The 11952-nt window shown below is 62.1% G+C and carries 10 protein-coding genes and 4 pseudogenes; 7 read left to right on the plus strand and 7 right to left on the minus strand.

Annotated elements, in window-relative coordinates; all coding sequences use genetic code 11:
• Window positions 1–50: 50 nt before the first annotated feature.
• Window positions 51–290, minus strand: a complete 240-nt coding sequence (locus CDO46_RS10905; protein ID WP_011806687.1) for a helix-turn-helix domain-containing protein — start codon at window positions 288–290, stop codon at window positions 51–53.
• Between the two features lie 143 nt (window positions 291–433).
• On the opposite strand from CDO46_RS10905, the gene CDO46_RS10910 reads away from it, so the two are divergent.
• A complete protein-coding gene (locus CDO46_RS10910; protein WP_087838478.1) occupies window positions 434–1090 on the plus strand; it encodes a hypothetical protein in 657 nt (218 codons plus the stop codon).
• A gap of 623 nt (window positions 1091–1713) precedes the next feature.
• Window positions 1714–2583 (plus strand): annotated as a pseudogene (locus tag CDO46_RS10920) (IS3 family transposase); the annotation flags it as partial.
• A gap of 42 nt (window positions 2584–2625) precedes the next feature.
• Here CDO46_RS10920 and CDO46_RS10925 read toward each other — a convergent pair.
• From CDO46_RS10925 to CDO46_RS10945, 5 genes and pseudogenes are all read right to left on the minus strand, one after another.
• Window positions 2626–3141 (minus strand): annotated as a pseudogene (locus CDO46_RS10925) (IS110 family transposase); the annotation flags it as partial.
• Window positions 3142–3401: 260 nt separating this feature from the next.
• Window positions 3402–4313, minus strand: a complete 912-nt coding sequence (locus CDO46_RS10930) for a LysR family transcriptional regulator (RefSeq protein ID WP_087838480.1) — start codon at window positions 4311–4313, stop codon at window positions 3402–3404.
• Window positions 4314–4626: 313 nt separating this feature from the next.
• Window positions 4627–5535 (minus strand): ATP-binding protein, encoded by a 909-nt coding sequence (locus CDO46_RS10935; RefSeq protein ID WP_087838481.1) that lies wholly within the window; start codon window positions 5533–5535, stop codon window positions 4627–4629.
• A gap of 27 nt (window positions 5536–5562) precedes the next feature.
• Complete coding sequence (locus CDO46_RS10940) at window positions 5563–6780, minus strand: FAD binding domain-containing protein (protein WP_087838482.1); 1218 nt, start codon at window positions 6778–6780, stop codon at window positions 5563–5565.
• Window positions 6773–7228, minus strand: a complete 456-nt coding sequence (locus CDO46_RS10945) for a VOC family protein (RefSeq protein WP_087838483.1) — start codon at window positions 7226–7228, stop codon at window positions 6773–6775. The genes CDO46_RS10940 and CDO46_RS10945 overlap by 8 nt, the downstream gene beginning before the upstream one ends.
• Before the next feature lie 198 nt (window positions 7229–7426).
• Here CDO46_RS10945 and CDO46_RS10950 point away from each other — a divergent pair, with 198 nt between their 5' ends.
• On the plus strand, window positions 7427–8410 hold the full coding sequence (locus tag CDO46_RS10950; RefSeq protein WP_254914581.1) for an ABC transporter substrate-binding protein: 984 nt from the start codon (window positions 7427–7429) through the stop codon (window positions 8408–8410).
• On the opposite strand, the gene CDO46_RS10955 is transcribed toward CDO46_RS10950, so the two are convergent.
• A protein-coding gene (locus CDO46_RS10955; protein ID WP_087838504.1) for an IS3 family transposase occupies window positions 8301–9433 on the minus strand; the annotation gives its coding sequence in 2 pieces (ribosomal slippage) (window positions 8301–9172 and window positions 9172–9433; 1134 coding nt in all). The genes CDO46_RS10950 and CDO46_RS10955 overlap by 110 nt on opposite strands.
• A gap of 81 nt (window positions 9434–9514) precedes the next feature.
• Here CDO46_RS10955 and tnpB point away from each other — a divergent pair.
• The 4 genes and pseudogenes from tnpB to CDO46_RS28350 all read left to right on the plus strand — a co-directional run.
• The gene (gene tnpB / locus CDO46_RS28345; protein WP_254914583.1) at window positions 9515–9766 is read left to right on the plus strand and encodes an IS66 family insertion sequence element accessory protein TnpB; all 252 of its coding nucleotides are present in this window, start codon (window positions 9515–9517) and stop codon (window positions 9764–9766) included.
• A gap of 80 nt (window positions 9767–9846) precedes the next feature.
• Entirely contained in the window at window positions 9847–11400 is a 1554-nt protein-coding gene (locus CDO46_RS10965; protein ID WP_087838505.1) for an IS66 family transposase, read from the plus strand.
• 59 nt (window positions 11401–11459) lie between these two features.
• A pseudogene (locus CDO46_RS27985) lies at window positions 11460–11757 on the plus strand (transposase); the annotation flags it as partial.
• Between the two features lie 42 nt (window positions 11758–11799).
• Window positions 11800–11952, plus strand: a pseudogene (locus tag CDO46_RS28350) (ATP-binding cassette domain-containing protein); the annotation flags it as partial.

The following is an 11952-nucleotide window of genomic DNA, read 5'->3' on the forward strand; positions in this document are numbered from 1 at the left end:
GCGATCATGCGGTGACCATCGTAACGCTACGATAACGTAGCGTTACGATGTTACGGAGCTGGCTCCTGTCCAGCAGCCGGTGCCTCCAGCAGTACTGAAGGCTCCACCCCCAGTGCCTCGGCCAGCTTGAAGATGTTGAGTAAGGCGATGTTGCGTTGCCCACGCTCAACACCCCCTAGGTAGCTGCGCGCCAAGCCACTTTCCAGTGCCAGGCGTTCTTGCGACCACCCTCTGGTCTTTCTGATTTCTATCAGCTTCAGGCCGAAGCGTAGTCGGGGATCAAGGGCCATATTTCTCTCTTCTTAAAGAGAAATGACTCTATGAGTCCCCCCTCTATAGGGCTACGCCCGATAAGTGCCCGTACTATAAGTGACAATTTAACTCAAGCGCCATAGAATGACCTCTATGAGTAACAAAATGGAGATCATGACGTATGGCAAGCGTCTGGAAGACTGCTGGGATGGGAGCGGCTGCGGGGCTTGCTGTTCCAGTGGCTGGGCTTTCAGGTCTCGCTGCCGCTGGTCTTACTCTGATTCTTGTACTGGCGATGTTCGGCGTGGGGCCTGCGCGCCTGTCACAGACATCGCTGTGGGGGCTGCTGACCAGTGAGCTGATGCTCTATCTGCTGATTTCGCTGGCGATCTTCACGTTGTCCTTCCGCTTTCTGGCGCGCTTGCAGGCCCGCTGTCAGGCACTTGTAGCCAAGCTCAACGCTCAGCAGGGGCTGTCATTCGATGCTGGACATCTCTTGGGCTACCCCGCGCCGGCCTTTCTGGTGTTTGACCGGCAGCATCGCAAACTGGCTGTCTGTTCAGTCGTGGATGAAGCCTGGCGCATCCACGACTTCTCCTGGCTGCTTGGTTGGCGGATGACCTGGCGCGAGGTCGAGAGCATGGAGATGAACGGCGGTAGCCGTCAGGTCAACGCCAGCGGCATGAGCGTGCCGACCTTCGAGCGCACGGTACGCGCGAAAGACTTCGCCATCGAGCTGCAAACCGCCGATCCGCAACGACCAGTACTCAGTTTTCCCATGAGCCGTCGGGCGGCGGAAACCTGGTGTGCCCGGCTCAATGCCCTCTTCAACGGATGACCTCGCGAGGAACTGCGATGAAACACTACCGGAGCTTGCTGCTTCTGCCTTTTGTATTGACAGGTTGTGCTACAACCGACATGCAGGGGGCGCTGGACTCCCTGAACGGAATAGGACACTCCATTGGAACCAGTCTGTCGCAAGCGGCTACGCCCGCAAGCGCGGCAAACCGCAACAGCTTGCTGGGCACTCCACTGCATAACGCCTTGCGCCAGAATCTGTCTACCACGGTCGCGCCCCGGAGTGGCCCAAGGTGGTGATCAGCAATCTGCAAATTCCGGCGGATCAGATGACGCTGACCCGTAGCCTCACGCTCAAAGCCAGTGATTGCATTCGCTTTGACGCCGTGCTCTGGCACGACGCCAAGCGCTCCGAGCGCTTCAGCAATCTGTCGCTTTGCGCGCCGGAGCTGCCGAAACAGTCGAATAATTTCGTGCTGACCTGGAAGAGCTTTTCCATCTCCGGCAAAACCAGCGGCCAGGTTCGCACCGACGGCCCAATCCCACCGTACAGTAAGCTGCCAAGCGACCCGGCGATGGAGCGCTGGTTGATGAACCAGTTCGGCCTTTACTATGTCGGTTCACTGTTGACGCTGGTCGGCTATGACCCCAACTTCACGGTCGATGAAGGGATGCTGGCCGATCGTGCTGATGTGCGAGGTTCTGCAGGTCAGCGCCAGCGGGTACTTCCACTGGGATGCATCGACACGCAGCGGTGCAGGGGGAGGCCGTGGGCTGCACAGTGATGAGGCCTTGTTGGTCCACATCCGAGCCATCCACAGGCAGTTGCGCGGCGAGTACGGCTGGCCCCGCATGCACCGCGAACTGCGAGCCCGCGGCCTGCGTGTGGGCAAGGAGCGGGTGCGCCGGTTGATGCAGCGCCACGGCATCAGGGCCAAGGGCAAGCGCAAGTTCGTGGTAACCACCGACAGCGCGCATCGCCTGCCGGTGGCCCCGGATCTGGTGCAGCGCCGCTTCACGCCGGCTGCGCCCAATGCGCTGTGGAGCGGCGACATCACGTACATTGCCACTGACGAGGGTTGGCTGTATCTGGCCGCCGTGCTGGATCTGCACAGCCGCCAGGTGGTGGGCTGGAGCCTGCAGGCGCACATGCAGACTGCGCTGGTCAAGGACGCGCTGCTGATGGCCTGCTTTCGACGCAAACCGGCCCCGGGCTTGATCTTTCACAGCGACAGGGGCAGCCAGTATTGCAGCCAGGACTTTCAGGACACACTGACCGCCTGGGGCATCCGCAGTTCGATGTCGCGCAAGGGCAATTGCTGGGACAACGCCCCTACGGAGAGCTTGTGGGGGCGGTTGAAGACGGCCTGCGTCCATGGCCAACGGTTTGCCACACGCCAGCAGGCACGGCAAGCGGTCATGGACTGGATCGCCTTCTACAACCACTCGCGACTACATTCGGCTCTGGGCTACCTCAGTCCGATGCAGTTCGAACAACGCTGGTTGGCGGCGCAGCGTAGATCTGCCGCTTGATGATCGGGCTATGCACTCCGGTTTTCAGGGGCAAGGTCACACTTGTTCATGCAGGCTATCGATCAACATCGAAGGCAAGCGCTGTTGCGCTTGCTCCAGGGCCGCCGGCAGCTCCTTCATCAACGCTTGATGTCCTTCGGCCAGCACGATGCCGAACTCGTAGAGGAGCCCGCGCAGCTCGTTGGTCTGCATGATGCGCGTCTTCATCAACTGCGCGCGCACTCGGTGCAGCGCAAGCACTACCTGCTGCGCCTCCGTCTTGACCGCGACGAAGCGAACGCCAGGTTGGCGAGCGGCCGTCCAGATCGCCTGCGCGTCGGCGGCATCCGTCTTGTTCCGCTGCACGAACGGCCGCACCATCTTCGGTGGCAGCAGTCGCACCTCGTGCCCGAGTCTCACCAACTCGCGTCCCCATTCGTGCGCGCCGCCGCAAGCTTCCATCGCCACCACCGCCGGCTGCCTGGCGGCGAACCATTCGAGCATTTCCGAACGCTTGAGCTTCAGCCGCTCGATGCTGCCGGTGTCCGGCTCGACCCAGTGCAGCTGGATGATCGGCACGGTTTAGGAGAGCAAGCGACGCCACAGTGTGATGGGCCAAACAGGTCGAACCGGGACGGGAACACTCCGGTAGGGAACTTGAGCTTCGAGCTCGATGTTCAGATGGGAGCCTCGTCAGCGAATGCCATCAGGGCCAGCAGGCTTGCCGCCTGCACAACAGGCCGGATATAAGACTGCAGCCCAGCCTCCTGCTTCATCACGCATCAACGTCCTTGCGATCCGGGAGGCGCCCATATAAGACCTTCCCTAAGGTGAAGACATCACTGGGCAGAAGCGATTAGTTTGCGCATCCCAAAGAGCATTCGTGCCACTTCACGCGTGGCGAGGGTGCTGGGCCGCAACGGCGTGCTGCTGAGCACGATGCGCCGCATTAAGCGGGGCTGAACAATGGGGCAGGAACTGAGTCGTCCCGCTGCAACGTCAGCTTGTGCGGTGGTGGATGCGACGATTGCGTAGCCGGCGCCGGCGGCCACGAGTTCTTGCTGAAGAAGCACGGAGTCAGCTTCCATCGCAATGCTCAGTTGTACCGCGTGCTCACGTGCTAGCAAGTCGAGCCGGGCGCGCAGTAGGTGGGGTGCTGCTGGCAATATCAGAGATAAGCCCTGCAAGCTGGCGAACCGCACGTGTTTTCGGTCAGTTATATGGTCACCAGGCGGGCCAATGAGGTGCAGTGAAACTTCAGATAGGCATGGCTCGTCAGGCCTATCCTCATTATCCTCGCGCAGCAACAGTGACAGGTCTAGCCGCCCTTGCTTCAACCACTCTTCGAGATGAGCACTCGCCCCATCGGTAAAGTGAAGCTTGACGCGCGGATGAGCATCTCTTACGGCCTGGAATAGGGGGCCTGATACGCTGCGTACAGTCGAAGGAAGGAGGCCGACACGAACTTCTCCCATCGGCTCTCCCGCTACCGAGCGAATGTCTTCCTCGAATTGCTCCGCTTGCACCATGAGAGGTCTGATCCGAGCCAGCACAAGTTCGCCAAAATCGGTCAAAACGACACCACGTCCCGTTCTGTGAAACAACCGGTTGCCACATTGAGCTTCAAGCAGCGCAATCTGCCGACTCAGAACGGACTGCAAACAGTCTAGACTCGCCGCGGCGCGCGTGAGGCTACCCAGTTGTGCGACCTTGAGGAATAGCTCCCACTTGGGATCGATGATGGACGTCATTGCAGGTACCTACTGCGGCCGATGGCCGCGACTATTGCCAACTCAGTCTACTCGCTCGTTTCGGCAGGGCTGAACTCCCATGACGCGCTTGGGATACTAGGTTCGCACCACTCGAGCGACTTGCGAGATTGACCGCTCGAAGGCCACCCAGTTGCAGGAGGACTTTTCAACAAGGCGAGTGTTGAAAATCCTGGGCTCACTCGGGCAAGACCGGCGTTGCTGATCTACAGGACGCTATCCTGTTGATTTCCATGCAACCGTAACCCACCAGTTCCATCTCGATCTGACCCACCCTGGTTCGTGAACTTACTGCTCACGTTGTGGATAAGTTCTTGGCGGTCTTCTCCTTCTTGGTGGTCTGTGGTGGTTGCTGGGCGGAACTGTTCTTGAAGCGGAAGCTGTCGTTGCCAGTTTCCAGAATATGGCAGTGATGCGTGAGCCGGTCCAGCAGCGCAGTGGTCATCTTGGCATCCCCGAACACACTGGCCCATTCGCTGAAGCTCAGGTTGGTGGTGATCACAACGCTGGTGCGCTCGTACAGCTTTGACAGCAGGTGGAACAGCAAGGCGCCTCCTGAGGCACTGAATGGCAGGTAGCAGATCGAACTGGATTGCCGTCCCTCGGTGCTTGCGGAAGCAGGCAGGGGGAAAATCCCGTCGGCGAATTCGCCGTTCATGTCGCCGCGCAGCGGCAGGCCCAGTTCCCGCGCGTGCGCCAGCGCCGCGCGACTCAGCGGTGGCCAGTCGGCGACGGGGGTGCGCCGAATCTTCGTCGGGCCGGTCGCGCCATGCAGTTCGCCGCTGAAGTCGGCATCACTCTCGAGTTTGCGGAAGAAAGGAAGAACCGACGTCCAGGACCAGCCCGTGGCGCCCATTGATTCCCATCGGTCGTAATCGTCTGGCAGCCCGCGCAGCGCTACCATGCCCATGATGTTGGACCCCCCGCCGAGCAGGCGCGCCTGGGGAGCGCCCGCATCGGGGGCGTTCTCGGCGTCGAGATAACGCCCCTTCAGGGGCCAGCGATAGGACCCCACGAAGGAGGCGTCGCTGCTGACGGTCTGGATGTCGGCGGGCGGATGCAAGCTGGGCACATCGGCCCCAGCCTCCAGCAACAGGACCTGTCGCGAAGGGTCTTCGCTCAGCCTGCTCGCCAGCACACACCCGGCGGAGCCGGCGCCGACGATGATGTGGTCATAGGTTGCGTCGGTCGTGGGATCCGTCATGTTCTCGGCCAATGGCTGCACTGCCCTTTAGTGATTGGACGGGGCAACCGCGGTTTCCCGCATGATCGCTTCCGGCGTCCGATAGCGTTCCGCCATCTCCCGCTCCTGGGGTGTGCGCAGTTGCGCCTGCATGTACGCGCCGAGGGCTCGGGCATGCCCGACGATGAAAGTGCCGAAGGCCACACGCTGCCGTCCGTAGTCGGCAAGCGCCTCCTGGACGCTGGCATGCGCCTGGAGGGCCTGGACGAGGGCCATGGCGTCTCCCGCGGCCTTGGTCACGCCCATACCACAGTGAGGACGGGCCACGAACGCGGCGTCCCCCAGCAGGGCGACCCGACCGATGGCCGCGCGGGGGCTTTCGAGATCGAAGATCGGCTGGAAGAACAGGTTCTCCGTCTTCTCGACCACCTCCGCAAACTGCGGTGCCAGCACGTCGTGGGCGGCCTGGCGTGCCTGGGCCACGATCTCGGGGCGGATCAGCGGCGGGGGGATGCCGTCCATCCAGACGCGGCCGCTGGCATCGGTGACCATGTCCTTGAACGTGGTGGCTTCGTCGGCGGGCCGGTACCACACGAAGTTGAATCGGCGCTTGCCTGGCGACATGCCGTTCTCCAGTCCGGCGACGGGATAGGCAATCATCTGTTCCTGCGGCGGAATGCCAAAGGCGAAGTAGGGAAAGAGTTCCGTCAGGGCGCGCTCGCTGAGGACGGATTCCTCGACCAGGCCTCGCCACGCGACATAGCCTGCATACACGGGTTTGGCTTCCGGCACGAGCGCCTGCCGCGTCGTGGAGCGCAGCCCATCGGCTGCGACGACGAGCTCGGCTTGATCGCGGTGGCCATTGGAGAAGGCGAGCTGGACTTCGTTGTCGTCCTGTGTGATCGACTCCAGTGCATACCCGTTGTGGTAGCGCTCTTTGGGTAACGCTTTCTTGAGGATGCCGTAGAGACTTCCCCAAGCCGTGAGCACCTGGGGCATGGGACGCCGGGCCAGGACGGATCCGTCCTGCGCCAGGGTCACGCGTTCCTCGACCGCCACGCCGATGGCTTCATCGGGGGGGATGCCGACGGCGACCAGGGCTTCCATCAACTCGGGATGCGTGACGATGCCAGCGCCGCGGCCTTCCAGTTCTTCGGCCACGCGCTCATAGACATTCACGTCCCATCCTGCACGAAGCAGTAGATTGGCAGCGAACAGTCCCCCCAGCGAGCCTCCGACGACAACAGCCTTGCGGGATTCAGACATTGCGATTCTCCAGTGCCAGCGCCTCGGCCGCAGGGAAGTTCAGCTCGATGGTGACCCCGGAAGGATCCTCAACGAATACCTGGTGCAGGCCCAGGTCGGGCACCGTGCGCTCGCGGAACTCCAGTTGCGCGGCGTGCAGGCGTTGGCGCATGTCCTTGAGGTCGGTGGCCAGAAACGCGAGGTGGTCGACTGCGGCGCTGCCGTGCAGGCTGGACTCGTCCTTGTCGCCGAGATACTCCTGCAGCCCCTTCGGATCGTTCTTGTCGATCCCGATGATGTGGACGACGCCGAAGTCGGCCTCGTCTCCGCCGCGATAGAGCCAGATGCCGGGGAATTTGAAGGCGGGGCGATAGCCTTCCTTGAACCCCAGGATCTCTGTGTAGAACCGTCGGGATGCATCGAGCGACGTGGTACGTACCGAGAAGTGAGCCAGCTTGCTAATGGGCATCTGAGCCCCCAGACATTAGGTTATCGAAAGATAAATAGTAAGCCGTGCTGACGCAACGGGCAAGCATCGGTGTCAATGATTTTTGATCAGGGTTTACCCAATCTATTGATCGATTGACAACTAAGTTGCTCGAAGTCAAAGTTATCATTCGATAAACAGCAACCGGAGCACTCCCGCTCCCGACCATTGGAGACCATCATGTTGTCACGCACTTTCTTGCCTCGCCTCTTCCGGCTACTCCCTGCAGTCGCTCTGCTGGGTGCGGCGGGGATCTCTCAGGCGCAGTCCATCAAGATCGGGTTGCCGGTTCCGTTGACCGGACCCTATGGCGCGGAGGCCCAGGACCAGGTTCGCAATGCCGAATTGGCGGTCAAGGAGTTCAACGGCGCTGGAGGCCTGGCGGGTCGCAAGGCTGAGTTGCTGGTGCGTGACGACAGGCTCAACCCCGGCGAGGCGGCCACGCGAGCCCTTGAACTCATCGAGAAGGACGGTGCGAACTTCATCGTCGGCGGCTTGTCCGCAGCGACGCAACTGTCCATCAACAACGTGACGAAGCAACGCAAGACGCTGTACATCTCCATCAGCCAATCGGACGCGATCAATGAAGCGACCGATGCAAGCCCGTACACCTTCCATGAAGCGCTCAATCCCCACATGACGACCCAGGCCGTGGGAAGGTATGCCTTCAAGAGCGGCACCAAGGTGGCGTTTCTGACAGCCGACTACGCCTATGGCCATGAGATGACCCGTGGGTTCACGGCCGTCGCCAAGCAACTCGGCGCCGTGGTGGTTGGCGAGGTCAAGCACCCACTTGGCGCCAGCGACTACTCTGCCTTCCTTCCGAGGATTCGGGCGATGAACCCTGATGTCCTGGTTTTCAACAACTTCGGGGCCGACAACCGCATATCCATCAAACAGGCCGGCGACTTTGGCATGAAGAAGCAGATGCAGTTCGTCACGCCGATCATGACGTACACGGCCCGGGTGTCCGGCGGCGCGAGCACGTATGAGGGCGTCATTGACCTGCCCCCATTGACCGTACCAACGGATTGGAGAAGTCCGGGGTTGAAGGTTAATCGAAGTTTTGTTTTTGCTCACTGCCAGCAGCACCGCCAGCGCGCTGGCGGTGCTGCTGGGCAAATCGTGCCGGCGGGATGCGTCCCAGACTGCTGTGCGGCCTGACCTCGTTGTAATCCCGCCGCCAATGTGCAATGCACTCCCGGGCCTGTGACAACGATTCAAACCACTGCTCGTTGAGGCATTCATCTCTGAACTTGCCGTTGAAGCTCTCGATGTAGCCGTTCTGCATAGGCTTGCCCGGCTCAATCAGGATGTGCCGAATCCCGTTCTTGTGCGTCCAAGCCAGGAACGCCCGACTGGTGAACTCCGGGCCATTGTCCGTTCGCACTGCTGCCGGGTAGCCGCGGAACCTGGCCACTTGGTCGAGCACGCGCGTGACGTACTGGCCCGAGATGCCGTAGTCCACCGTGATGTCCACGGACTCCTTGCTGAAGTCATCCACCACCGTCAGACACTTGATTCGCCGTCCGCTGGACAGGCTGTCCGATACGAAATCCATGCTCAGCACCTCGTTGATGTTCCTGGCCAGTTGCAGCGGCACGCGCTCCTGCGTTGGGCGTTTGACTTTGCGGCGCTTCTTCACCGTCAGGTTGGCCTGCCGGTACAGCCGGTAGATGCGCTTGTGGTTCACCCCCGGAAACTGCTGGCGCAGCATGTCGTGGATGCGCCGGTAACCGAATCGGCGGCGCACCAAGGCCGTTTGCCGAATCTGTTCACCCAGGGTGGCGTTGAGCTCGCTGGGCTGCGGCGGGTGGCGGTAGCTGTCTCGGGATAGCCCCACAAGGCGGCAGGCGTGCCGCTCCGAGAGGTGATGCTGCTCAATCATCTGTCGGATGGCATCGCGCCGCGCCTGTGGGGCTAGCGCTTTACCCCGAAGACGCTCTTGAGGGCGTGGATGTCCAGATGGGCTTCGGCCAGCAGTTTCTTGAGCTTGGCGTTCTCGCTCTCGAGCTCGCGCAGGCGCTGGGCCTCAGAGACCTGCATGCCGCCGAACTTCGCACGCCATTTGTAAAACGTGGCCTGGCTGAAGCCGCCGCTGCGGCACAACTCGGGGATGCCCATGCCGGCCTCGGCCTGTCGCAAGAAGCCAATGATTTGTTCGTCGCTGAACCTGCTCTTCTTCATGTCCGTCATTCTCCTGGGTTGACGGACTTCTCTCGTTTACCGTGGTACGGCTGGTGGGGGGCAGGCCACCTGGCCCGCGTGGTGGCGGTCTTCGGTGCTGCACGCCCGCATCACGCCTACCTGTTTGCCAACCGGAGAGCCAACCGCATGAAGGTTCTGGTGCACGATGGTATTGGTGTGTGGCTGGCGGCGCGGCGCCTGAACAGCGGCAAATTCGTCTGGCCGCGTGAGGGGGCATTGACCGCCAATCTCAGCCGCTCGCAGTTCGACGCTCTGGTGCTGGGCCTGCCTTGGCAGCGCCTGGGCGACGGTGGCGTCATCACCGTGCTCTGAATCTGATTGTTTGCCTGCTGTCTGCCAATCGGTGCATGTGCCAATGGCGTGGCGTTGCCCGCGCTGGCACAGTCATGCCCATGGTGGTCGAGCCCCAATCCCTGGATAGTCTGAGTCCCGAGCAACTGCGCTCGGCGCTGCTGTCCATGCTGCAAGCCGCTGCTGCCAAGGACCAGGAACTGGCCTTCAAGCAGACCCTCATCGACAAGCTCACGCACGAGAACGCGCTCTTGAAGCGCATGAAGTTCGCCGCCCAGTCAGAGCGCTTCAGCCCTGAGCAGAAGAGCCTGCTCGACGACGAGATCGAAGCGGACCTGGCGGCCGTGGCCAGCGAGATCGACGGGCTGTCGCAGGCGCAAACGCCGACTACCCCCGAGAAGAAACAAGCCAAGCGCTTGCCACTGCCCGCCCACCTGCCACGTCGCGAGATCCGCCACGAGCCCGCGTCCACCACCTGCTCGTGTGGCTGCCAGATGAAACGCATCGGGGAGGACGTGGCTGAGAAGCTGGACTACGTGCCTGGCGTGTTCAGCGTCGAACGCCACATCCGCGGCAAGTGGGCATGCGCCCAGTGCCAGAGCATTCAACAGGCGCCGGTCGACGCGCACGTCATCGACAAAGGCATCCCCACCGCCGGCCTGCTGGCCCAGGTGCTGGTGGGCAAGTACGCCGATCACCTGCCGCTGTACCGGCAGGAGGCGATCTTCGGCCGCGCCGGCCTGGCCATCCCGCGCTCGACCCTGGCGCAATGGGTAGGCACCTGCGGCGTGCGGTTGCAGCCGCTGGTCGATGCCTTGAAGGACGAGATCCTCAGCCACCGGGTGCTGCACGCCGATGAGACTCCGGTGGCCATGCTCAAGCCCGGCGATGGCAAGACGCACCGCGCCTACCTCTGGGCCTATGCGCCGGGGGCGTTTGAAGACATCAAGGCCGTGGTCTACGACTTCTGCGAGTCTCGCTCGGGCGAGCATGCCCGGCGCTTCCTGGGCCATGGCACCGACAAGGCCTGGAAGGGAAGTCTGACCTGCGACGACTTCAGTGGCTACAAGGCCCTGATCGCCAGCGGCGTGACCGAGGTGGGTTGCCTGGCGCATGCCCGGCGCAAGTTCTACGATCTGCACGCGGCCAACCAGAGCCAGATCGCCGAGCTCGCCCTGCAACAGTTCGCCCGGGTCTATGACATCGAGCGCGAGGTCAGGGATCTGGGCGCCGAACAACGGCAAATCGTTCGACAGCAGCAGACAAGGCCCATCCTGGATGCCCTGCACGAGTGGATGACACTGCAACGGCGACAGGTGCCCGACGGATCGGCAACCGCCAAGGCGCTGGACTACAGCCTGCGAAGATGGGATGCGCTGACCCGATTCGTGGGTGACGGACAACTGCCCGTGGACAACAACTGGATCGAGAACCAGATCCGGCCCATTGCCGTCGGTCGCAACAACTGGCTGTTTGCCGGTAGTTTGCGCGCGGGCCAGCGGGCCGCCGCCGTCATGAGCCTGATCCAGTCGGCGCGCATGAACGGGCACGACCCGTATGCCTACCTCAAGGAAGTGCTCACGCGGCTGCCCACGCACAAAGCCAGTCGCATCGACGAACTCTTGCCGCACCGCTGGCAACCAGGCGCCATCTAAGTCTCAGCCACGTCCGCCGGTGGCGGTCAACATGGGATCACCGCGCGCTTACGGAGCAAGCGCAACAGCGCTTGCCTTCGATGTTGATCGATAGCCTGCATGAACAAGTGCGGCGCATCGGGCAACTGCAGGCCGACATCGTCGCGATCGAGCGTCGCCTCTCACAGCAGCTTCGCCAAAGCAGTGCGTGCAAAGCGGTGGCCGAGATTCCCGGCGTGGGGTTGATGACGGCAACGGCGGTCGTCTCCAGCATGGGCTCACCAACGGCCTTCAAAGATGGTAGGGAGTTCGCTGCCTGGATCGGCCTGGTGCCGCGGCAAACCGGCACGGGTGGCCTTGCTGAAGACCGTGGGCCTGGATGGACGTGCCCGGCACCAGGCGCGCGAGCTGGCCCACGGCCAGCAGGCCGTCACGATGTCGGGTGGCGAACAGCAGATGCTTGCCATCGCCCGAGCCGCGGCATCCAAGCCGAAATTCATCCTCCTGGACGAACCCTCGGAGGGCATCATGCCTTTGCTCGTGGATGAGATGTTCCGCTACTTCCGAACGCTC

The sequence above is a fragment of the Pigmentiphaga sp. NML030171 genome (assembly GCF_002188635.1).
Lineage (GTDB): Bacteria > Pseudomonadota > Gammaproteobacteria > Burkholderiales > Burkholderiaceae_B > Pigmentiphaga > Pigmentiphaga daeguensis.